This is a genomic window from Streptomyces sp. NBC_00510 (assembly GCA_036013505.1).
Classification (GTDB): Bacteria; Actinomycetota; Actinomycetes; order Streptomycetales; family Streptomycetaceae; genus Actinacidiphila.
The window spans coordinates 8,509,634-8,532,128 of the sequence record CP107851.1 but is presented as its reverse complement, the minus strand read 5'-3'; the positions used below and the strand labels follow the sequence as shown (position 1 = coordinate 8,532,128).

16 protein-coding genes are annotated in these 22,495 nt (G+C 70.3%); 11 read left to right on the top strand and 5 right to left on the bottom strand.

The features are described from left to right. Positions 1 to 335: 335 nt before the first annotated feature. Genes OG937_38700 through OG937_38690 form a run of 3 tightly spaced genes read left to right on the top strand, consistent with a single transcriptional unit; the run spans position 336 to position 9,312 of the window. The gene (locus tag OG937_38700) at positions 336 to 7,454 is read left to right on the top strand and encodes an amino acid adenylation domain-containing protein (protein WUD77221.1); all 7,119 of its coding nucleotides are present in this window, start codon (positions 336 to 338) and stop codon (positions 7,452 to 7,454) included. 9 nt (positions 7,455 to 7,463) lie between these two features. Then, a complete protein-coding gene (locus tag OG937_38695; protein ID WUD77220.1) occupies positions 7,464 to 8,378 on the top strand; it encodes a pyridoxal-phosphate dependent enzyme in 915 nt (304 codons plus the stop codon). 25 nt (positions 8,379 to 8,403) lie between these two features. After that, positions 8,404 to 9,312 carry a fatty acid desaturase gene (locus OG937_38690; GenBank protein ID WUD77219.1) on the top strand — a complete coding sequence of 303 codons (909 nt, stop codon included), beginning with the start codon at positions 8,404 to 8,406 and terminating at the stop codon, positions 9,310 to 9,312. A gap of 70 nt (positions 9,313 to 9,382) precedes the next feature. Here OG937_38690 and OG937_38685 read toward each other — a convergent pair whose 3' ends face one another. Together OG937_38685 and OG937_38680 are read right to left on the bottom strand one after the other, a co-directional pair. Beyond that, complete coding sequence (locus OG937_38685; protein ID WUD77218.1) at positions 9,383 to 10,117, bottom strand: translation initiation factor IF-2; 735 nt, start codon at positions 10,115 to 10,117, stop codon at positions 9,383 to 9,385. A gap of 136 nt (positions 10,118 to 10,253) precedes the next feature. Beyond that, entirely contained in the window at positions 10,254 to 10,688 is a 435-nt protein-coding gene (locus OG937_38680; GenBank protein ID WUD77217.1) for a VOC family protein, read from the bottom strand. Between the two features lie 325 nt (positions 10,689 to 11,013). Here OG937_38680 and OG937_38675 point away from each other — a divergent pair, with 325 nt between their 5' ends. The 5 genes from OG937_38675 (at position 11,014) to OG937_38655 (ending at position 14,622) form a co-directional block, all read left to right on the top strand. Then, positions 11,014 to 11,457: a peptidoglycan-binding protein gene (locus tag OG937_38675; GenBank protein ID WUD77216.1), complete on the top strand. Its 444-nt coding sequence runs from the start codon at positions 11,014 to 11,016 to the stop codon at positions 11,455 to 11,457. Between the two features lie 400 nt (positions 11,458 to 11,857). Beyond that, positions 11,858 to 12,361 (top strand): GNAT family N-acetyltransferase, encoded by a 504-nt coding sequence (locus tag OG937_38670; protein ID WUD77215.1) that lies wholly within the window; start codon positions 11,858 to 11,860, stop codon positions 12,359 to 12,361. A gap of 84 nt (positions 12,362 to 12,445) precedes the next feature. After that, complete coding sequence (locus OG937_38665; GenBank protein ID WUD77214.1) at positions 12,446 to 12,667, top strand: hypothetical protein; 222 nt, start codon at positions 12,446 to 12,448, stop codon at positions 12,665 to 12,667. Between the two features lie 110 nt (positions 12,668 to 12,777). After that, positions 12,778 to 13,770, top strand: a complete 993-nt coding sequence (locus OG937_38660) for an MBL fold metallo-hydrolase (GenBank protein ID WUD77213.1) — start codon at positions 12,778 to 12,780, stop codon at positions 13,768 to 13,770. Between the two features lie 423 nt (positions 13,771 to 14,193). Beyond that, a complete protein-coding gene (locus OG937_38655) occupies positions 14,194 to 14,622 on the top strand; it encodes a cupin domain-containing protein (protein ID WUD77212.1) in 429 nt (142 codons plus the stop codon). Between the two features lie 164 nt (positions 14,623 to 14,786). On the opposite strand, the gene OG937_38650 is transcribed toward OG937_38655, so the two are convergent. The 3 genes from OG937_38650 to OG937_38640 are packed head-to-tail and all read right to left on the bottom strand — an operon-like array spanning position 14,787 to position 18,038. Next, complete coding sequence (locus OG937_38650) at positions 14,787 to 16,487, bottom strand: FAD-binding oxidoreductase (GenBank protein WUD77211.1); 1,701 nt, start codon at positions 16,485 to 16,487, stop codon at positions 14,787 to 14,789. 12 nt (positions 16,488 to 16,499) lie between these two features. Then, positions 16,500 to 17,207 (bottom strand): 1-acyl-sn-glycerol-3-phosphate acyltransferase, encoded by a 708-nt coding sequence (locus OG937_38645; protein WUD77210.1) that lies wholly within the window; start codon positions 17,205 to 17,207, stop codon positions 16,500 to 16,502. 39 nt (positions 17,208 to 17,246) lie between these two features. Beyond that, positions 17,247 to 18,038, bottom strand: a complete 792-nt coding sequence (locus OG937_38640) for an SDR family oxidoreductase (protein ID WUD77209.1) — start codon at positions 18,036 to 18,038, stop codon at positions 17,247 to 17,249. Positions 18,039 to 18,492: 454 nt separating this feature from the next. Here OG937_38640 and OG937_38635 point away from each other — a divergent pair, with 454 nt between their 5' ends. From OG937_38635 to OG937_38625, 3 genes are read left to right on the top strand one after another with little or no spacing between them, the layout of a single operon-like run. After that, a complete protein-coding gene (locus OG937_38635) occupies positions 18,493 to 19,320 on the top strand; it encodes a hypothetical protein (protein ID WUD77208.1) in 828 nt (275 codons plus the stop codon). Beyond that, on the top strand, positions 19,320 to 21,632 hold the full coding sequence (locus OG937_38630) for an SDR family oxidoreductase (protein ID WUD77207.1): 2,313 nt from the start codon (positions 19,320 to 19,322) through the stop codon (positions 21,630 to 21,632). Before OG937_38635 ends, OG937_38630 begins: the two co-directional genes overlap by 1 nt. Beyond that, on the top strand, positions 21,632 to 22,426 hold the full coding sequence (locus tag OG937_38625) for a ferritin-like domain-containing protein (protein ID WUD77206.1): 795 nt from the start codon (positions 21,632 to 21,634) through the stop codon (positions 22,424 to 22,426). The genes OG937_38630 and OG937_38625 overlap by 1 nt, the downstream gene beginning before the upstream one ends. The last annotated feature ends 69 nt before the right edge of the window (positions 22,427 to 22,495 follow it).

Below are 22,495 nucleotides of genomic sequence, written 5' to 3'. Positions count from 1 at the left end.
GTGGGCAGGGGCGCGCCGCAAGCCCCGGTACTTCCACGTCAGTTGATCGCGCGCTTGATGCACTCATCCTCTGCATGCGTGAGGCCGGGGCGTGAACGGCGCTCGCACACAAGGGAGATGGGGAATGAACGCCGGGGGGGCGGTCGTCGCGGGCCGCCCTCTTTCCTTCGGAAGTGCGTCACGCTCGGGATGTCCATGGCCGGGTCCGTGAACACTTCCCCAACCACTGCGACGCGCCCCGACATTACATGTTTCTTTCGGTGTCACACCGTGTTGGTCAAGATCACCTCTATGGTTGCGCGGAATCCGATCACCCGAATCAGTGAAGGAGTTCCGTGAGCGAGGCAGTCGTCGGTCGTGCGGCCGCACCGGAGCACGATGATCCGGTCGACATCTGGGCGGCCGTCGCCGCACGGGCACGTCGTGCTCCTGAGGCGGTGGCGATCGTCGAGCAGGCGGACGTGACGACGTACGCGGAGTTGGTCGAGCAGGTCACGGCCCTTGCGGCGGAACTCGACGGCGCCGGGGTGCGGGCCGGGGATCTGGTCGGGATCCGCCTGCCACGTGGCCGCCGGGCGATCGTCGCGATGCTGGCGGTCTTGCGGGCAGGCGCCGGATACGTGCCCTTGGATCCCGCGTATCCGGCGGAGCGCACGCGGATGATGCTCGAGGACACCCGTCCCCGCGTCGTCGTCGACGAGGACGGGACCTCCGGGTACGGGCCCGCCGGGACCGGGCCTGGGCCCGGACAGCCGGGCACGGCGTACGTCATCTTCACGTCGGGCTCGACGGGCCGGCCCAAGGGTGTCGCGGTACCGCGGACCGCCCTCGACGCTTTCTGCCGCGCCGCGGTGGACCGGTACGGCCTGGACGACCGCGATCGCGTGCTGCAGTTCGCGTCCCTGAGCTTCGACGCCAGCATCGAGGAGATCTTCCCCGCGCTCGTCAGCGGCGCCGCGATCGTGCTGCGCGACGAGGACATGATCAGCCGACCGGATCTGTTCCTGAACCGCTGCGCGGACCTCGCGGTCACGGTCCTCGACCTGCCGACCGCCTACTGGCACGAGCTCGTGACGGCCCTGGTCCGCGGTGAGGCCACCCTCGCGGCGACGGTCCGGCTGGTGATCATCGGCGGCGAGGCGGCCCGCGCCGAACTGGTCCGCGGCTGGCAGGACGCGGTCGGCACCTCCGTGCAGTTGCTCAACACCTACGGGCCGACCGAGGCCACCGTGGTGGCCACCGTCGCCGAGCTGACTCGGTGGAACGGCGACCAGGTGCCGATCGGTCACCCGCTGCCGGGCGTCACCTGCCGTGTCGTCGACTCCGAGGGCGGGCAGGCGGACACCGGAGAACTGGTGATCGGCGGCGCCGGCGTGGCCACGGGCTACCTGCACCGGCCCGACCTCACCTCGGACCGGTTCCGCCCCGGACCCGACGGCGGCCGGGAGTACTGGACCGGTGACCGGGTCAGGCAGGCGTCCGACGGCGGCCTGGTGTTCCTCGGCCGGCTCGACGACCAGGTGAAGATCCGCGGCTTCCGTATCGAACCGGGCGAGGTCGAGGCCGCGTTGCGCGCGGACGACACCGTGGCCGACGCCGTCGTCCTGGTGGAGGAACGCGCCGGGCAGCAACGCCTGGTCGGCCATGTCGTCGCGCTCCCGGGGACCGACCTCGCGGCGGTGCGCACCGGGCTCGGCCGCCGCCTGCCGCCGTACATGGTCCCCGCCGCGCTGACCGGGCATACGTCGTTCCCGCTCACCCCGCAGGGCAAGATCGACCGGCGGGCTCTGTCGGAGGTGACCGACGAGGCGCCCGCGTCCTCCCAGGGCCTGACGCCGGCGCAGGCCGAGATCGCCGAACTGTGGGGCGCCCTGCTCGGCGTCGGTGAGATACGGCCGGACGACGACTTCCTGGCACTCGGAGGCAACTCCCTCGCGGCGGTCCGGCTCATCGGCGCCCTGCGGCAGCGGTACGGAGTGGAGTTGACGCTGAGCCAGCTGTTCGCAGCGCCGACGCTGGCGGCGGTCGCCGAGCTGATCACCGGACCTGCCGAGGTCGAGCAGAGCCCGGCCGACGGCCTGCCCGAGGGGGTGGACCTGGCGCTGACCCCGCTGCAACGCGACTTCTGGGTGGCCGAACGCATCTGCGCCGACCTGCCCGCGCACACCCTCGGCGTGCGGTTCCGGTGGAACGGCCGCATCGACATGGCGGCGATGACCAGGAGCCTCGACGCACTCGTCCGGCGGCATCCGCTGCTCCGCGCGCGCTTTCCCGACGACGGGACCGAGCCGCGGATGGTCATCGGCGAGCACGGGCGCATTCCGCTCACCGAGCGTTCCGGGGCGGACGGCGCCGTCACGGTCGACAAGACCGACCTCGTCGACGGGCCATTGGCGCGGGCCTTCGTCGTCCGCAGCGACAACGACGACGAACTCGTGCTGCTCATCCACCACCTGGTGTACGACGGCTGGTCCGGGACGGTCCTGTGCGACGAGCTGGCCGCGCTCTACGATGCGGCGCTGAGCCACCCCCGGGCCGCCGACGGACTCAGTTCGACCGCGGGGCTGCCCGCGCCCGTCGCCGTGCCCGACCTGGCCGCCCGTTCCGCCACCGCCAGGGAGGACGCCGGCCTCGCGGCGTACTGGAGGGACCGCTTCGACGGCGCCGACCTGGAACTGGAGTTGCCGGCGGACCGGCCGAGGCCCGCGGCCCGCTCCTTCGCCTCGGCCCGCATCGGCCGACGGCTCGACCCGGAGCTCCTCGAGCGGCTCACCGACCGCGGCAAGGCCCATGGCGCCAGCCTGTTCATGGTGGTGCTCACCGGCCTGCAGGCCCTGCTGGCCCGCTACACCGGGCGTACCGACATCACGGTCCTGTCGCCGGTGGCCGGCCGCAGCAGCCCCGACCTGGAGGCCGTGGTCGGGCCGCTGCTCAACATCCTGCCGCTGCGGGGTGACGTCGCGGGTGACCCCTCCTTCGCCGAGCTCCTCGCCCGGGTCCGCGACGCCACGCTGCGCGATCTCGATCACCAGGCCCTCGCCCTGCCCGACCTGGTCGGCACGCTGGGGCAGCCCGGCAGCGGAAACCGTAACCGCCTCAGCCCGGTCGTGCTCACGGTGCACAACATGCCCGCGCCGCGGCAGCAGGCCGTGCGCTACGTCGGCGAGGTCGCTCCGGCCGCGACCCTGGTGGACCTCTCCGTCAGCCTGGACTTCCCCGCCGGCGGACCGGAACTCAGCATCGACTACGCCACCGAACTGTTCGACGCCGCCCGCATCGAGGCGCTGCTCGGGCACCTGCTGACCCTGCTCGAAGCGGCTGCCGCCGACCCTGGAGCGGCGGTCGCCCGTCTGCCCCTGCTCCGCGCGGACGAGCAGCAGCGGATCCTGCACGACTGGAACGACAGTGCCATCGCCCTTCCGGACGCGACCGCGTTGCACCAGCTCTTCGAGCGCCATGCCGCGGTCTCTCCGAACGCACCTGCCGTGACCTTCCGCTCGGCGACCATCAGCTACGGCGAGCTCAACGGCCGCGCGAACCAGGTGGCCCGCAGGCTGCGGGCCGAGGGCGTGGGCCCCGGCGACCGGGTCGCCATCAGCCTGGACCGTGGCATCGACCTGTTCGTCGCCATGTGGGCCGTGCTCAAGTCCGGCGCGGCGTACGTACCGCTCGACCCGGCCTATCCGCAGGACCGCCTCGACCACATGCTGCGGGACAGCCGGTCGAAGGTGCTTGTCGACGCCGAGTACCTCCGCGGACCGCTCCCGTCCGACCGCGGCGACCTCACGCTGGTGAACAGCGGCTCCGACGCGGCGTACGTGATCTACACCTCCGGTTCGACGGGCAAGTCCAAGGGCGTCGTCGTCAACCACGGCAACCTGGTGCACGCGGTCGCCATGTGGCAGCACGCCTACCGCCTCGAAGCGGGGTGGACGTACCAGCAGGCGGCCAGCTTCTCCTTCGACATGTTCGTCGGGGAGACCCTGCGGGCCCTGTGCACCGGCGGCCGGCTGGTCGTCGTCCCCCGGGAGACCCTCCTGGACCCGGCCGAACTGTACGACCTGATGCGCGCCGAGGACGTCCGGTGCACGGAACTGGTCCCGGCGGTGCTGCGCAACCTGCTCGCGCACGTCCAGCGGTCCGGGCGGAGCCTGGACTTCGTGCGCCTGCTCATCGGTGGCGGCGAGAAGTGGCACGTACGGGAGTACGAACTGGCCCGGCGGCTGGTCGGACCCGGAAACCGGGTCGTGAACGCGTACGGGGTCACCGAGGCGACGGTCGACAACGTGTACTTCGACGGCCCGGTGCACCACCTCGCCGACGAGGCCCCGCTGCCGATCGGGCGGCCGTTCCCGAACAACCGGGTCTACGTCCTCGACGCGCACGGCCGGCCGGTGCCCCCGGGCGTGGTCGGCGAGCTCTACCTCGGCGGTCTGGGCGTGGCGGCCGGATACCACGACCGCCCCGAGCTGACGGCCGACCGCTTCGTGCCCGACCCGTACGCTCCCGAACCCGGCGCCCGCATGTACCGCACCGGCGACTCCGCCCGCTACCACCTCGGCGGCGACGTCGACTTCCTCGGGCGTCTCGACGACCAGGTCAAGGTGAACGGCTACCGGGTGGAGCTCGGTGAGGTCGAAGCCGCGCTCGGCGCGCTCCCGGACATCGTCGCGTGCGCGGTCGCGGTCCATCCGCTGCCCTCCGGCATCGCCCAGCTCGTCGGGTACGTCGTCACCCACTCCGCCCAGCCGCCGGACGAGACGCTGATCCGCGACGCGCTCACCGCCACGCTGCCCGTGCACATGGTTCCGGCCCGGCTGATGGGCCTGCAGGCACTGCCGTTGACGCCGAACGGCAAGCTCGACCGCCGCAAGCTGCCGCCGCCCGGCGACGACGGCGGCAAGGCGTCCGGCACCGCGCCCCGCACGCCGCTGGAGGGGCGGATCGCGGCCGCGTGGAGCGAGGTGCTCGGCATCGACGGGGTCGGCATCGACGACAGCTTCTTCGCCCTCGGCGGTGACTCGTTCGGTGCCCTCCGGCTCATCAGGCGCATCGAGCCCGCACCGACCCTGGTCGAGCTGTACCAGCACCCCACCGTGCGCCGGCTCGCCGCCCTGCTGGAAGCGCGTGATCCCGCGGTGGCCGGGGAACACAGGCTGCTGCACCGGCTGACGCCCGCCGACGCCGACCCGTCCACCGGCGGGATCACCGTCGTGGCCGTCCCGTACTCCGGGGGCAGCGCCATCGCGTACCAGCCGCTCGCCGCCGCCCTCCCGGACGGCTGGGCCCTGCACGCCGTCGAGTTGCCGGGCCACGACCTGACCCGGCCCGACGACGCGCTGCTGCCCGCCGCCGAGGTGGCGGAACTGGTCCTGACCGAGATGAAGGCGATCGAGGGACCGGTTCTGCTGTACGGCCACTGCCTCGGCGTCGCGGTGACCGTCGAGCTGGCCCGGCGGGCGGAGGAGGCAGGTCTGCCCCTGGTCGGCGTGGGGCTCGGCGCCGGCTTCCCCACGGCCCGGCTGCCCGGCCGGTTCTTCGACTGGTTCTACCGCCTGGTACCCACCGACCGGTTCACCTCCGACCGCGAGTACCTCGCCTACCTGCGCGGGCGTGGCGGCTTCACGGACGTGGACGACCCGGAGCAGGAGGCGTTGGTGCTGCGCAACGTGCGCCACGACGCCCGCGATGCCGAGGAGTACTTCACCGCGGCGTACGGGACCCGCGCGGAGCCCCTGAGCGCGCCGATGCTGGCTGTCGTCGGTGCCCGCGACCGGGTCACCGAGCACTACCAGGAACGCCACCAGGAGTGGCGGCACTTCTCCGCCGACGTGGACCTGGCCGTCCTCCCGAAAGCCGGTCACTTCTTCGTCAAGAGCCATGCGGAGCCACTGGCGCGGGAACTGGTCTCGTTCGCCGCACGCTCCACGCCGGCACCGCACGAACCGCAGGCGGCGGACCACGTACCGGGCCCGGACCGCGAGCTCTGGCCGGACCGCACCTCTCACGCGGACGGCACGTCTGAGGGGGACCGCACGTCCCAGGGGGATCACGCTCCTGAACCGGATCGCCCCTCCCCCGCCGGCCTCGGCCTGCGGGGGAACCGCTCGCTCGAACCGAGCCTGAAACGGTTCGCGCTGGTGGCGTTCGGCCAGTTCGTGTCCATGATCGGCAGTGGGCTCAGCGCGCTGGTCCTCGGCATCTGGGTGTTCCAGCAGACCGGATCCCTCACCGACTTCGCCACCGTCAACGCGATCGGACTGCTGCCCGGCATCCTCGCCGGGCCACTGGCCGGAGTCGTCGCCGACCGCTGGGACCGGCGCACGATCATGCTCGCCTGCGACGGTGCCGCCGCGGCGGCCATCGGCACCCTCGGCGCCCTCATGTTCACCGGCGGGATGCACCTGTGGCACGTCTACCTCGCCGTGTCGGTGACCTCGCTCGCGGGCGCGTTCCAACGGCCCGCCTACCTCGCCGCCGTCGCCCAACTCGTACCGAAGCGGTACCTCGGGCACGTCAGCGGCGTCACCCAGCTCGGCATCAACGTCGGACTGGTCTTCGCCCCCATGCTCGGTGCCGGCCTCGTGGGCCTGATCGGCGTGCCCGGCGTACTCGTCATCGACATGCTCACCTTCGCCGTCGGCGTGCTCACCCTGCTGCCGGTCCGCTTCCCGGACCTGATGTTCCGCCGCCGTGAAGAGCCGTTCCGCACCGAGGTCACCGCGGGCTGGCGCTACATCGCCCGGCGACCGGGGCTGCGCGCGGCGCTGCGCTTCTTCGTCATCGACCACGCCTTCTACACCCTCGGGTTCGCCGTCATCACGCCGATGCTGCTGATCGAACAGAGCCCCGCTGTCCTGGGCCTCGCGCTGGCGGCGGGCGGCCTCGGCGGGCTGGCCGGCAGCCTGCTGATGGGCCTGTGGGGCGGCACCGCACGGCGCGCGAACGGGCTGATCATCTTCATGGGCGTCGGCAGTCTGGCGATGGCGGTCGTCGGCGCCGGAACGACACCCGCCCTCGTGATGACCGGCATGTTCCTGGTGGCTTTCGGTGAATCCCTCGCCGAGGGCCACTGGATCGCCCTGGTGCAGAGCAAGGTCGGCTTCGAGCTCCAGGGCCGGGTCCTGTCGATCTTCATCACGGTGATGCTGCTGACGATGCCGCTCGGCTACCTCGTGGTCGGACCGCTCGCCGAACGCTACGTACAGCCCCTGCTCGAACCCGGCGGCGCGCTGGCCGGCACCGTCGGGCACCTGCTCGGTACCGGACCCGGCCGCGGTCTGGCACTGCTCGTCGTCATCAGCGGCCTCCTCCAGCTGGCGTGGGCGGTACGCGGGTGGTTCAACCGCCGGCTGCGGCTGCTCGAGGACCACCTGCCCAACGCCGTCCCGCCCGCCGAGATCGGCTCCCGCGACGACCTGCAGCGCGAAGCCGACGCCCTGCTCACCCGGTAAGGAATCCCCTTGTCCCTGTACGAACTGTCCTCTGACGCGCCCGTCGACGCCTACGGCACTCCGCTCATCGACGCCGGGGAGCTGGTGCCCGGCACCCGGGTCCTGATCAAGGACGAGACCCGGTACGCCTCCGGCAGCCACAAGGAACCCGCGGCCCGGGCCGTCGTGGAGCGCGCCGCGGCCGACGGCTACCACCGGATCGTGATCGCGACCTGCGGCAACTACGGCCGGGCCATGGCCATGGCCAGCGCCGCAGCCGGAATGGCCTGCACCGTGGTGCTGCCGGAAGGCTGGAGCGACGGCGGCGCCTTCATGCGCGCCGCCGGCGCGGACGTGCACCCGGTCCCGGGCACCTACGAGGACGCCGTCGACGCATCACGCCGGCTCGCACTCCTCGACGGATCGGTCGACGGCAACGTCGACGGCCCCTACGTCGACGCGGTCCTCGCCGGACACGGCGTCGTCGCCCACGCGCTGCACCAGGAACTCGGCGAGCCCCCGGCGGCTCTGTGGATCCCCGTCGGCAACGGCACCACGATCATCGCCGTGCATCGGCAGCTTCGGGCTCTCGGCTGGTCGGTGCCCATCCACGGGGTCGGCTCCGCCGCCAACAACCCCGTCGTCACCAGCTGGCCCGGGGAGTACCGGACCCTGCCGCCCGAGGGCGTCGTCACCACCGACCACAACCAGCCCCTGGTCAATTGGCACGCGCTGCAGGGGCCCGAGGCGATGGCGGCGGTCGCCGACTCCGGCGGTGCCGTCCACGGAGTCGACGACGACCAGCTGCGCGCCGCCGCGGTGCTGCTCGCCGCCCGGGGTGCCCGCCCCACCGCCGCCGGATCGGTCGCCCTGGCGGGACTCCTCCGCCATGCCCGGACCACCGCCCTTGCCGGAATCCACGTCGTGCTGCTCAGCGGACGCTGAGTGAACCCCTCACGGAGAATGTTCGATGACCCACGTGGCACCGTCCCCCACGTTGCTGTTCGCCCGGACGCGAACGGCCGCCGGGGACGAACGGATCTTCCTTGCCAAGCTGGCCCTGCTGGCCGCGCTGACCATGCTCGGCGCCACCCTCGCACTGCGGTCCGAGCCGCCGGCCGTGGTCATCGGCGTGGTGCTCCTGGCCGCCATGTACACCCACGCCGTTGAGCTGCAGCACCAGGCCCTGCACCACTCGGCCTTCCGGCGGGCATGGCCGCACCGCCTCGTCGGAGTGCCGCTCGGCATCCCGATGCTCGTGGTCTACAGCCACTACCGGGTCCGGCACCTGCAGCACCACCGCTACCTCGGTACGCCGCAGGACACCGAGTTCTTCGGCTTCGACACCCGTGAACCCCTGACGAAGGGGATGCTGCTGCGCGGACTGTTCGACTACCGGCGGCTCGCGGTGGTCGTCCGCGACGTCGCCCGTGCGGCAACCGGTCGCTGGCAGTACGAACTCGGCGACATCAGCCGGAAGATGCGCCGCCGGGTGATCAACGAGCACCTCGTCCTCGGCGGCGTCATCGCCTCGGTGGGCGTCCTCAGCGCCGCCGGCTACCACGAGGAAGTGCTGCTCTTGTGGCTGCTGCCCCTGATGCTCGCAGTGCCGATGCACTTCCTCGTGGAACTGCCGGAACACATCCTCTGCGACACCGACACCGCGGATGTCCTTCGTAACACCCGTTCCATCCGCGGGAGCTGGTTCAGCACCTGGTTCACCAACGGCAACAACCTGCACATCGAGCACCACGCGGCGATGAGCGTCCCGATCAACCGGCTTCCCACCCGCCACGCGGAAACCGTCCGGTACGCCGTGCACGTGGAACGGACCTACCTCGATTTCTACCGCGCCCTGTGGCAGGCGGTACGGCGCTGAACCGGCGGCAGCCGAAGGTACGTCCTCCGGCTGCCACCACCCGGCTTTCCGCCTTTGGCAGCAACCCCGTTCAATGCGGTGGCGGTGCCGGGTCCAGGGCGTTGCCGACGGCGCAGCCGCCCTCTCCGGGCATCCGCTGGATCCGGGGCGGCACCCACACCTCGGTGACGCCGGGGCCCACGCGGGCAAGAAGGCAGTCCTGCGCGTCAAAGCCGTTGCCCTTCACCGACAGGAGAACGCCGACCAGGCCGCCGTCCGCCTTCACCTCGGTACGGATCGCCGGATCCAGGTCCAGGGCGGCAAGCGTACGGCGCACCTCAGCCTCGTCCACCCGGCCGCCCTCCGGCAGCCGGGGAAGTTTCGCGCGGAGCTCCTCGTACGGCAACCGGGGCGGTTCGGGTGGTGGGGCGAAGGTCAGCGGAATGCCATCCGGGCAGTCCACGTCACGGGGATCCTCACGCCACTCCGACCTGGGCGACACCCGCACCGCAAAGCAGCGCCGCACGACGACCTCCTCGGGGTCGAGCCATCCGTTGTACGCCGAGCCGGACGTGCGGACGACCACGTCGACGCCGTCCCCGTCGTGTGTCGAGGTACCCGTCACCCTCATGACCTCCACGCCGTCGATGCCGGAAGCGGCGCGCCCGACCTCCTCCGCCGTGCGCGGACGCTGGCCGTAGAGCCGCTCACCCGCATTCCTGGCCACCTCCCGTGCGGCGTCCGTCGCCTCATCCTCGGAGGACTGCACCACCCCGCAGCCGACGGTGAACAGCAACAGTGGGGCGAGCAGCAGTAGTCGGCGCATGCATCCACCCTTTCGGCGCCGCACGCGGCGGGTAACCGTTCGCGTACTCAGACCGGCGTAGGTGATCGTACTCAGCCGGTGCGGCAATCAGACGTGGGCGCACCCCGTGAGGTTCCGGCGGCGCGTGTGAGAATGCTCAGTCGATACAGAATTCGTTTCCCTCGATGTCCAGCATGGGGATGCACGACTCGTTTTCCTCATCGGCATAGAGCGTTTGCACATGGGTGGCGCCGAGCGCGACCAGTCGTGCGCACTCAGCTTCGAGCGTGGCGAGGCGCTCGTCCCCCACGAGCCCGGTGCCGACCCGGACGTCGAGGTGCACCCGATTCTTGACGATCTTGCCTTCGGGGACGCGCTGGAAGTACAGGCGCGGGCCCACGCCTGAGGGATCACTGCAGGCGAACCATGAACCCCGCTCCCCAGGAGGCAGGGTGCCGTTGAAATCCTCCCAGGTGGCGAACCCCTCCGGTGGCGGCGGTACGACATACGCCAGCACCTCGCACCAGAAACGAGCGAGGCGCTCAGGTTCCGCGCAGTCAAAGGTGACTTGGAACTTCTTGATCGCTGACATCGGCGCACCATAGCAGGCGGACTCGCGGACTCCGCCGCTCATTTCCCCAGACGGATCCGCCCGCCACCCGTCGCGCCGCGGGTCACCTTGGACACGGCCGACGCTCCAGTCGTCGAGGGGTGAGATGCCCGCACCCGGATCGCCGACCGACGGCCACAGCCCGCACTTGCTCGGGGATCAATGCAACCGCCGTGCAACCGCGCTGCAAGTGACGAGGTGGAGAGTCCGTCTGCGGATGTACCTGCCGTGGGCCCCTGCGTTGGGGGCGGAACGTGAGCGTGCCGGTCCGGCAGGAGTGTCGGGCCGACTTCTTCGAGGAGGACTCGTGAGACGGAGCATCACCAGCCTTGCCGTAGCCCTGCTGGCCCTCGGCGGCGCGGCCGTGAGCACCACCCCCGCGGCGGCGGCCCCACCCACGTGCAACGCGGTCAAGGCGGTGCCGGGATACAACGGGATCTACTTGAAGGCGCTCGTGTACTCGGGGACGGGATCCACCACGTGTGCCCTTCAGCAGGGCAACTCGGGTGCGGCGGTCAAGGAGCTGCAGATCGCCCTGAACAAGTGCTTCTACCTGGCCTACGACAGAACCGCGTTGTACTGGCCGCTGAAGGAGGACGGCGACTTCGGCCCCAACACCAAGAAGGCGCTGACCGAGGCGCAGGACTACTTCACGAATGTGCCTGCCGACATCGACGGGGTGTACGGGCCGATCACCCGGGACCTGCTGTTGTGGAGGCTGAACAGCGGCAACGGCTGCTGGTTCTTCTAGATGACGGCTGCCAAGGGTTGGCGATCGTAGGCCGTCAGAAGGGGTAGGACGGTGCGGCGGCCGGGGCCGGCGGTGCGTGGACCGGCCTGCGGCCACGCGCGGCAGGGACAGGTGCGGGTCGGTCCGCGGCGCCGGGGTCGGCATCACCGAGGGTCAGCGCCCAACGGCAGACGGCCTGCCCGAGCAAGGCCCCGCCCGCTCCACCCGGTGCACCAGACTGCCCGATTCGCGCGGCTGTCCGCACGCCGCTTCCCGTCCCCCTTCTCGTGGGTCCACGGCGTCACAGAAGGGGGAGGGCAGCGGTGGGTCCCCGGCGCCTCCGGTGGCAGCTGTACGGTGCCGGCGACGTGCCCGGTACTCCAGCCGCAGTGCGTGATGAGCCGTGGGGCAGAGTAGGGGCATGTCTACGTACGAGACGATGTCGTTCCACCTTGAGACCGAGCGGCTGATACTGCGACCGTGGGCCGAGTCGGACGCCGCTGAGTTCAGCGCCCTCCTCTCCGAACGCGGCAACGGCACGCCCACGGTCGAGCGCATCCGGACGGCCATCGCGGAACTGCTCACCGCAACGGAGAGCACGGGGATCGCCCTGCTGCCCATCCAGCGTCGCGATGAAGGCGACTTCATCGGCTATTGCGGGTTGATCATCGGCCGCTCCACCCTGGACGAACCTGAAATCGCGTATGAGTTGTTCCAGCGCGCGCATGGGCAGGGTTACGCCACCGAGGCGGCCCGCGCGGTGCTCGACGCCGCTATGGCGACCGGGCGGAAACGGCTCTGGTCGACCGTCGGCACGTGGAACACACCGTCGCTCCGTGTCCTTGAAAAGCTCGGATTCGAGCGGGACCACGTTTCCACGGAGGACAACGGAGAAGTGGTCTGGCTCACACGCTCGTTGCCGTGAGTGCCAACCGCCGGATCAGACGTCGGGGTTCGACCCGCATGAACAGTCCCGCGATCCGGTCCGTCAGGGCTCCGGACGCCTCCTGTGGCACCCTTCGACGACCTCCTCGCCGAGTACTTCGAGGTCTCCCCCGCCGATCTGGCCGCCAAGTCCGCCAGCGACCCCTACGGTTCCGTCCGTGTGGACGTCGACATCATCCAACGGGACGTCCGCAGGCCCGGCTTCCTGGTCTCCGGCCTCGTGTACGACGTCTCCTTCGGAACGGTCGAGGTCGTCGTCCCGCCCACCGCCGTCCCGACGGCCTGATCCCAGCCTCCCCTGCAGCACGAACGGACATCGGACTGCCATGTGCGACACCACCCGCGCCTCCGCGCGACGCGGAACTGTCCGCCCCGCGACCGGTCTCCGGCAGCGCCGTGGACCCGATCACCCTCCAGCCCGTCGACGAGGTCCGCGTCACGGTCTTGATGGACAACACCTTCGATGCCCTGCTGGTCGGCGACGAACACACCACCAGGACTGGATTCGGCCCCGCGACCACCGCGGCCGGCCAATTCGAAACGGGCCACACGGCAGTGGGGCTGCTGGTCGAGCACGGCTTCTCCGCCCTGGTCACGGTCCGCCGCGACGACCGCGAGACCATGCTGCTGTTCGACGCGGGTCTGTCACCGTCAGGCCTGGTCACCAACGCCGACCGGCTCGGAATCGGGCTGGGGAACCTGCAGGGCGTGGTCCTCAGCAACGGCCACTTCGACCACGCGGGAGGCCTCGGCGGGCTCGCCCGCAGGCTCGGCGACGCCAGGATGCCGATGGTCGTCCACCCTCATGCCTGGACCCGACGCCGTCTCCACACCCCGCAGAGCACCTTCGACATGCCCACCCTCAGCAAAAGGGCGCTCAACGCGGAGGGATTCGAGGTCGTCGAACGCAGTCAGCCCTCCCTCCTCGTCGACCGGAGCGTGCTCATCACCGGAGAGGTGGACCGCACCACCGATTTCGAGCACGGCATGCCGGCCGCACACCAGGCGTGGCGCGGTGACCACTGGGAGCACGATCCGCGCGTCGTGGACGATCAGGCTCTGGTGGTGCATCTCAAGGGCCGCGGCCTGGTCGTACTGACCGGCTGCGGTCACGCGGGAGTCATCAACGTCGTCCGCCACGCGCAGGCTGACCGGCGTGCGGTCCCTCCACGCCCTGCTGGGCGGCTTCCATCTGACGGGCCCCGCCTTCGAACCCGTCATCGCTCCCACGGTCAGCGCACTCACGGACTTCGCCCCGCATCTCATCGCCCCGGGGCACTGCACCGGCTGGCGGGCCCAGCACGTCCTGCGGCGGCCATGCCGGACGCGTGGGCCGCCGGCAGCAGCGGCACCACACACCGCCTCGCTTCTCAGGCGTCCGCTCTTTGAGCGCTGCTGTGCGGCAGGGCAACCGGTAGTGAGGCCTCGGCTGCCCTGGGCTGCGCCGGTGGGGACGCTCAGGCTTCGGGCCCTGCCATCGACCAGCCAGGTGCATTGGGTGTCCAGTGAAGCCCTCGGCCGTCGATGCCTTCCCCGCAGACGCCGCACACGGTGGTCGGCTGAACGCGGTGACCATGGTGTTCCACGATCACGGGAGGCTCGCTGACCGCCCAGCGATCGCCCCAGGCCAGGAGACTGATGAGCAAGGGGAAGAGCTCCGTGCCGGCCTCAGACGGACGTGGACAGGCGGCCGGCCCGGTCGTGCACTCGAAGGATGGGTGTGAACCTGGAAGCGGGTACGGCCGCCGCGCAGTGGCACGGACGGCGGATGGTGATACACGGAGGTGCAGCACCGTGTCGGATGAGACATCAGTGGACAGGACCGATGAGCAGCCCCGCTCGGAGCTGTGGAAGTCGCAGCTGAAGACGCTGCAGGACGTCAAGCCGCCTTTCGTCCCGGAGGGCGCCACATCCATGACCATCATCGTCTGGCGGGAGCCCGGCGATCCCGGCGCTCCTCCGCACCGGCACTCGGGACCGGCTTTCGGCTACGTCACCGAGGGTGCGGTGCGTTTTGAGCTGGAGGGCGAGCCGGAGCGCGTGATCAAGGCCGGTGAGACGTTCTGGGAGCCGGGCGGGGACGTGATCCACTACCAAGACGGCAATGCCCTGGACGACGAGCGAACCGAATTCGTCGTGACCATGCTCTGCGCGCCGGGCCAGCCGATGCTCACCGTGGTCGATGAGGATGAGCTGGCCCAGCGCGCCCATCTGCGTGCTCCGCGCCCCGCCGCGGGCTGACACGCGTTGCTCGGGGTGGTTCCCTCCGTAGCGCCGTCTGAACGGTCAGCGCGCCAGGTAGCCGCGAATCCGCCGGCACCGCGCTCGTGGCGTGACTGCCGACCCAAGCGAGGGGGCGGGTCGTCGTGCCCGCCTTCCCTCACACAAGGACGTCAGTCCGCGGCTCAGACCACGATCTTGCGCGGGTTGAAGTTGCCACCCGGGTCCACGGCGTCGAAGAGGCCCGACATGACCGCGACGCCCTGCGCCGAGATGTCCTCCTCCAGCCAGGGCGCGTGCTCCAGGCCCACCCCGTGGTGGTGCGAGATCGTGCCGCCGGCGTCGACGAACGCCTGCTGGATCGCGCGCTTGACCGTGTCGTACTCGCCGAGCGGGTCGTCGCCGAACACGAAGGCGAAGGTGAAGTAGAGGCAGGCGCCGGAGTGGTACGAGTGCGACATGTGGCACATCGTCCAGCCCTTGCGACCGAGCTTCTCATAGGCGCTGTCGGCCGCGTCGTAGACCGCCGCATGGATGCCACGGAGCTTCGACCACGGACCGGCCGTCTCGCTCACATCGCCGGCGGCACCATGGTCGAGCAGGAAGTCGCGGATGTACGGCGTGTCGAACTTCTTCTGGTCGTAGAGCGCACCGGGTCCCTTGCCGACGCCGATGCCGTGGTGCTTGCGCACGATCCGGTCGACGATCGACTTCTGACGCTTCGCGTGCGCCGTGCCTCCTTCGAAGCCGATGAATGAGAGACAGATCTCGTCGAGGTCCCAACCACGCCGCTTGAGATACGCCATGAGGCCGGCCTGCGCCTTCTTGGCGACACCCTTCGACTCCTTGGTCGTCGCGAGCGAGAAGCCCGTCTCGTGCGCGTCCGAGATACGGGTGACCGAGGGCGAGGCGTCGCTCTCGGCGATCTCCTGCATCGCGGCGAGGCCGTGGTCGAAGTTCTTGAAGAAGTAGGCGTAGATGCCACGCCTCTCGGGGAGCCGGTGCACCTGCACCGTGACCTCGGTGATGACGCCGAGCCGCCCCTCCGAGCCCACCACCATCTCCCGCACGCTCGGCCCGGTCGACGCGCTCGGAACGGCACGGATCACGAGGACCCCGCCGGCCCGCACGACACGCAGTCCCTTGACGATGTCCGCGATGTCGCCGTACTTGTCCGACTGCATGCCCGACGAGCGCGTGGCGACCCACCCGCCGACCGAGGAGTGGGTGAACGAGTCGGGGAAGTGCCCCATCGTCCAGCCGCGCCGGTTGAGTTGGGCCTCGAGATCAGGGCCCAGCGCGCCGGCCTGGATGCGCGCCAGGCCGGAGTCGGTGTCGATCTCCAGCACGCGGCCCAGGCGGCCGAGGTCGAGCGAGACGACCACCCGCGACTCGTCCGGGTGCGGCTCGAGGCTGCCCGCGATGTTGCTGCCGCCCCCGAAGGGAATGATCACGGCGTCGGCCTCGACGGCCGCGTCGACGACGCTCTGCACCTCCGCCTCGTCGGCCGGGTAGACGACCACGTCGGGAGTGCGCGCGATCTCACCGGCTCGGAGGCGGACCAGGTCACGCAGGCTCTTGCCGTACGTGTGGACGACCCGGGACAGGTCGTCGGCGACGGCGTTCCCGGGCCCGACGATGCCGCTCAGGACCGCGACGAACTCCTCCGGCGCCGTCGAGGCGGGCACCTTCAACTGCGAGAAGTCGGGCCGCTCGGTGCGCTCGCCCGCCCGGAGGTCGAGACCGACGGCCTTGTGCACGAACGGCGCGAAACCGGGCTTGTCCTCGTGGTGGAAGCCGACGCCTTCCACGCCCCAGCCCCACCACTTCATGTGCCTCACATCGCCGGTACGCATTGCGTCGGTGCGGGAGGTGGGTTCGGTCACGGACGGTCTCCTTCAGATAAAACGACGTGAGGTGGCATGGGCGCCGAGGATCCGGTCGGAGTTCTCCTCGGTCAGGCTGACGATCGCCGAGCGGATGCGTGCGGTGAACTCGTCCACCGACTCTCCGGGAAGGGCCGTGAGCGGTTCGCCGAAGACCACCCCGACCGGCAGGCGGCCCGGTTTCGGCCAATTCGATCCGCGGGGGTGCGCCGCGTACGCCCCGATGACCGCGACGGGAAGCACCGGCACCTCGGCCGACGAGGCGAGCGCCGCCGCCCCGGGCTTGAACACCCCGAGCGATCCGTCGCGCGAGCGGGTGCCCTCGGGGAAGATCAGGAGGGGCACTCCCCGGTTCAGCAGAGCCCTGGCGCTCACTCTGCGCGCGCTCGCTCCGGTGCGGTCGACCGGGAAGGCGTTGAAGAAGAGGGCCGTGAGGCCGCGCCGCCGCCACACGTCGAAGAAGTAGTCGGCGGCGGCTCCCACCGCGAGGTAACGCGCCAATCGGCGGGGCAGCGCACCCATGATGAGTGGCGTGTCGAGGTGAGACGTGTGGTTGGCGACGACCACATAGGCGTCCTCGACCTTTTCCAGGCACTCGCGCCCCAGTACCGTCACGCTGGTCACACTCCACACGACGGGCTTCAGCAGCCCCCGCTGCGCGACGAAACGCGCCGCGGCGTGAGAGCGTGAGGTGAAACGGTCGCGCATCGTCGCGGGCATCCGCTTCCTTCCGGTGCGGGCTCGCCCGCACTGCTTCTTTCAGTGGGTGGGACTGTCGTTGCGGCTGGACGAGATCCGTCGCGAGATCCACCGCACGGTGTGGCGCGGAAGATGACGTGTGAACCAGATGAGCAGCCGGTACCGGAGGCTCGGCATGGAGATCACCCGTCCGCGCCGCACGTCGCGCAGACTCGTCTCCACGAGTCGATCGGCGTCGAGCCAGAGGAAGTCCGGAATGCTCGACGACCGGATTCCGGCCCGGGCGTGGAATTCCGTGCGGACCCAGCCCGGACAGAGCGCCGTCACGGTGACGCCCGTTCCGTGCAGTTCGTTCGCCAGTCCCTCGGTGAGCGAGGTCACGAAGGCCTTGACGGCCGAATAGCTCCCCATCGTGACGAAGCCGGCCGTGCTCGACACATTGACGATCGCACCGTGTCCGCGTTCGCGCATGGCCCGCCCGGCGGCGCCGGCGAGCACCAGCACCGCGCGTCCCATGACCTCGACCGCCCGGTCGTGGGGAGCGGTGTCGGCCGAGGTGATCGATGCGTGCACGCCGAAACCGGCGTTGTTCACGAGCATGTCCACCGGACGGGCGGGGTCTTCCAATCGCGCGACGACACGTTCGACGTCGGAGCGATCGGACAGGTCGGCGGGCAGCACCTCGACGGCACGGCCCCGGGATTCCAGCTCGACTGCCATCCGGCCGAGCCGCTGCCGGTCGCGCGCCACCAGGACGAGGTCCCATCCGCGGTCTGCCAGAGCGCGCGCGAACGCCGCTCCGATGCCCGACGTCGCACCGGTGACAAGTGCGACTCCCGTCGGGCTCAGCATGGTTTCCCATGCCATCTGCTCGGCATCCGAACTCCCCGCTCGTAGCTTTCCCATGGGTGGCGAGCGGGTTCACGCCGTCGGGCCCGGCAGCAGCCGATGGCTGACTCCTCGCGCCTGACGCACCCTTCTTTTCCCGGCTCATGACGTACGACCGGGCACGCATCAACCGTGTGACACGAACTTTCCGCACATGCTCATGCGGACGCAGGCGGGCCGCAGGATCCCTGCGTCACCGCCCACCGATCATCGACACCGGGCGAGCAGTCACCCATCGCGATCTGATGATTTGCCCTGAATCATCCCTACGGCCGCGCCATCCGCCTTCAAGCGGAACCAAGCCACGTGTCACACATACGCATGGTTCCCGGTCGGACGTCATAGCCCCCGACAGCCTTTCGCACGTCCCGGGGCCGCTACAGAGTTGCCCCCTCCTCCGGCCCCAGAAAGCCCGCGCATGAACTCAAACGACGAGGCGACGACCGCGCCGCCCGGGACAGCGGGCTTCGACATGCGTGAGTTCGCCCGCACGGCACACGGCAGCCACCGCGGAAGGCTCGACCTCGGGTCGCTCGCCGAAGAGCCGCTCGACGCCGAATCCGTCCGGCTCGTTCGCGCACTGCGCGACATGGAACGTGCGACGCTGCACCGCGTGCGCGACCTCCTCGTGACGGCGACGCACAAGGACGCCCGGGTCACCGCGTTCCTCACCACGTGGATGTTCGAGCGATTCTGGATCGCCGACGCCCTCGACGCCGTCCTGGAGGCCTCTCCGGCCGCCCGCGGCCTCCCTTCGAGTGCCGGCCCGGCACGGTGGGTACTGGCGGAGCGGCGCGAGCGCCGTGGCCCGATCCGTCGCTCCCTCATCGCCAACATCACCGGCACGCAGATCGTCGCCGAACACGTGACGACGAGCCTCGTGGACGAATGGATCACACAAGCGGCCCACCGGCGTCTGGCCGGGGTGTCGCCCGCCATGGCGTTGATCATCGACCCCATCGTGGAGATCAAGCAGCGCCACATCCACTTCCTCGCCGAGGAAGCGGAACTGCGGCTCGGACGCTCGGTCCGGGCCCAGCGCATCACCCGCCGCGCCCTCCGGCACTCCGCCTGGCCACTCGGCTCGGTCGATCGCTCCCGGCACGAGCGCACCTTCTTCGAACGCCATGTCTTCGGCGACCAGCGCGGAAGGGCCGAGGCGGGCCGGATCCGCGCGATGCTCGCCGCGCTCCCCGGCATCGGTCCCGGTGTCGCATCCACCGTGGAATCGAGGCTCCTTCCGTAATGCCGCACATCGCGAAGACCGAACTCGGCAACGCGCACGTCCTGCTCACCGGCGCGACCGGCTTCGTCGGGCAAGCCGTCCTCGAGCGGCTGCTCACCGATCACCCCGCCACCCACATCTCGCTCCTCGTGCGCAGGAAGGGCAGACAGACCGGGCAGGACCGGCTCCGGCGGCTGCTGCGCAAGCCCGTGTTCGAGCGCTGGCGAGATGCGGTGGGGGCCGAAGAGACCGAGCGCATCGTCCGTGAGCGGATCACCGTGCTCGACGGCAGCATGACCAGCATTCCCGAGCTGCCTTCCGACCTTGACGTCGTGATCCACTCGGCGTCGACCGTCTCGTTCGACCCGCCCATCCACGAGGCGTTCGACACGAACGTCAACGGTGCCGTGAGCCTCTACCAGGCCCTGCTCGCCTCCGGATCGGACCCGCACGTCGTCCACGTGTCGACCTGCTACGTCGGGGGACTCCGTCGCGGTGTGGTGCCCGAGGCCAGGCTCGAGCACGACGTCGACTGGCGCACCGAGTGGCGCTCTGCGACACAGGCCCACGAGCGCACCGAGCTCACCTCGCGGGAACCGGCGCGGCTCGAGCGGTTCATGTCCCGCGCCCGCGGCGACCACGGCAAGGAGGGCCCGATCGCGGCGGCCCGCGCGAGCGAGGACGCGCGGCGTGAGTGGGTGCGTTCCCACCTCGTCGACGCCGGCCGGCGGCGCGCCCAGAGCCTGGGCTGGACCGACGTCTACACACTCACGAAGGCACTCGCGGAACGTGCCGCGGAAGACCTGTGGGGCGAGGCCGGGCACCGGCTTTCGGTGGTCCGGCCCGCGATCATCGAGAGCGCCATCCGGCATCCGTTCCCCGGCTGGATCGACGGCTTCAAGGTCGCCGATCCGCTGATCTTCGCCTACGGCCGCGGCCAGCTGCCGGACTTCCCGGGGCTGCCCGACTCGATCCTCGACGTCATCCCCGTCGACTTCGTCGTCAACGCCATCCTCGCCACGGCGGCCAACCCGGCCCCCGTCGACCAGCCGGAGTACTTCCACATCGCCTCGGGTGCGTCGAATCCGCTGCCGTTCCACCGCATGTACGAGAACGTGCGCGACTACTACCTGCAGCACCCGCTGCCCAAGGACGACGGTTTCATCGAGGTGCCGACCTGGAAGTTCGCGGGCGAGCGCAAGTTCAACCGGCGTCTTCTGCTGGCGAAGAAGAAGGCCGACCTGTGGGACGCCGGTCTGCGGCTGATGCCGAACGACGAGCGCAAGCGCGCCCTCACGGCCCAGAACGCCAAGCTGCGCGCCGGCATTGCCACCCTGAGCAACTTCACCGATCTCTACCGCGCCTATGTGCAGGCCGAGATCATCTTCGACGACCGCAACGCCCGCGCGCTGAACAACGCCCTTCCGGCCGAGGTGCACGAGGACCGTGGCTTCGATGTGGAGCGGATCGACTGGGAGGAGTACCTGCAGAAGGTGCACCTGCCCTCCCTGAGCGAGCTGACAGCGGCCCACCGTCGCCGGAAGGCCGTGGCCGCCCGGCCGGCGAACGCCCGCCCGAGACCCGCGCTGCCGGAGCGTACCGACGTGCTCGCCGTCTTCGACCTCGAACGGACCGTCGTCGACTCCAACATCGTCGAGCAGTACCTCTGGGTGCGTACCTCGGGCTTCCGCAAGGCGGCCTGGCCGAAGGAGGTCGCGGACCTGCTCGCCTCGCTGCCCGGCTACCTCCGCGCCGAGAAGCGCGACCGCGGCGAGTTCATCCGTGCGTTCCTGCGCCGCTACCGCGGCCTGCCCGTCGCCCGTCTCGAGGAGGTCGTGCGGCGCGGCTACGCCGACACGATGCTGCGGCACACGAGCGCGGACGCCCTGGCACGCATCCGCGAGCACCGTGCGGCGGGTCACCGCACCGTCCTGGTGACCGGCTCCATCGGCCTGCTCGCCGCTCCGCTCGCCGGCCTGTTCGACGAGGTCGTCGGGAGCTCCATGCACGCGAAGGACGGTGTGCTCACCGGCTACCTCGCGAAGCCGCCGCTCGTCGACGAGGCGAGGGCCGCGTGGCTCCTGCGGTACGCCGAGGAGGGCGGCTACGACCTCGCCGCCTCCTACGGCTACGGCGACAGCCACTGCGACCTGGCGTGGCTGTCCCTGCTGGGCAAGCCTTCGGCGATCAACCCCGACGCCGAACTGGCGCGCGAGTCGCACAAGAGGAACTGGGACATCCACCGCTGGAAGAGCGGCGGTTCGGGTGTGCGCAGCGAGGTCAACGCTGCACGGGTGACGATTCCGGCGCGGACCGACGAGGAGAGTGCCTGATGGCTTTCGACATAGACAAGTACGCGAAGAACTCCACCGGGGTGCAGTGGTCCGACCTCGACTTCGACGAGTTCGAGCGCAACCCGCTCCCCGAGGGGACGCTGCGCACGCTGCGCTACATGTGCGACATCGAGTACCACACGGTCTGCTACATGCGTGATCTGCTGACGACCCCGTCCCACAACGAGCCCGCGGTGGGCACTTTCATGACGATGTGGAACCGCGAGGAGTTCTGGCACGGCGAAGCGCTCGCGGCCGTGCTCGAGCGCCACGGCGTCCGCGTCGACTTCGACGAGCTCAAGGCGACCCGTCTGAAGCTCGGCTGGAAGGACCGCTTGGGGACGGTGAAGCAGACGGCGATGAGCCGCCTCATCGGACATGACTTCGTCGCGGTGCACATGGCGTGGGGCGCGGCGAACGAATGGTCGGCGCACGCCGCGTACCACCGGCTCGCGGCACTGGAGAGCCACCCGGTACTGGTGCCGCTGCTGAAGCGGATCGCGCAGCAGGAGACGAAGCACGTCGCGTTCTACGCCTCGCAGGCGCGTGACCGGCTCGCGGCGAGCAAGAAGGCCCGTGTGGTCGCCCGGTTCGCGCTCGAGAAGGCCTGGGGCCCGGTCGGCTCGGGCGTCATGCCCGAGAGCGAGGTCACACACGTCATGACCCACCTCTTCGCAGGCGCCGAGGGCCGCCGACTCGTCCGCGACGTCGACTCGCACATCGCGAAGCTGCCGGGCTTGGAAGGGCTGCGCATAGTCGAGGACTCCATGGACAAGCGCGGCATCGCCGCCTGAGTCCGCGGACGCCACGCCCCAGGGCGAAGAGCGAGGCCGAATGCAGTGGCCTTGAGGTAGCCGGGTAGG

What these genes read in the sequence shown, in the direction of transcription:
- OG937_38690 (WUD77219.1), top strand. Translation starts at nt 8,404, where the DNA reads ATGACCCACGTGGCACCGTCCCCCACGTTGCTGTTCGCCCGGACGCGA.
- OG937_38685 (WUD77218.1), bottom strand. Translation starts at nt 10,117, where the DNA reads ATGCGCCGACTACTGCTGCTCGCCCCACTGTTGCTGTTCACCGTCGGC.
- OG937_38680 (WUD77217.1), bottom strand. Translation starts at nt 10,688, where the DNA reads ATGTCAGCGATCAAGAAGTTCCAAGTCACCTTTGACTGCGCGGAACCT.
- OG937_38670 (WUD77215.1), top strand. Translation starts at nt 11,858, where the DNA reads ATGTCTACGTACGAGACGATGTCGTTCCACCTTGAGACCGAGCGGCTG.
- OG937_38645 (WUD77210.1), bottom strand. Translation starts at nt 17,207, where the DNA reads ATGCCCGCGACGATGCGCGACCGTTTCACCTCACGCTCTCACGCCGCG.
- OG937_38640 (WUD77209.1), bottom strand. Translation starts at nt 18,038, where the DNA reads ATGCTGAGCCCGACGGGAGTCGCACTTGTCACCGGTGCGACGTCGGGC.
- OG937_38635 (WUD77208.1), top strand. Translation starts at nt 18,493, where the DNA reads ATGAACTCAAACGACGAGGCGACGACCGCGCCGCCCGGGACAGCGGGC.
- OG937_38630 (WUD77207.1), top strand. Translation starts at nt 19,320, where the DNA reads ATGCCGCACATCGCGAAGACCGAACTCGGCAACGCGCACGTCCTGCTC.
- OG937_38625 (WUD77206.1), top strand. Translation starts at nt 21,632, where the DNA reads ATGGCTTTCGACATAGACAAGTACGCGAAGAACTCCACCGGGGTGCAG.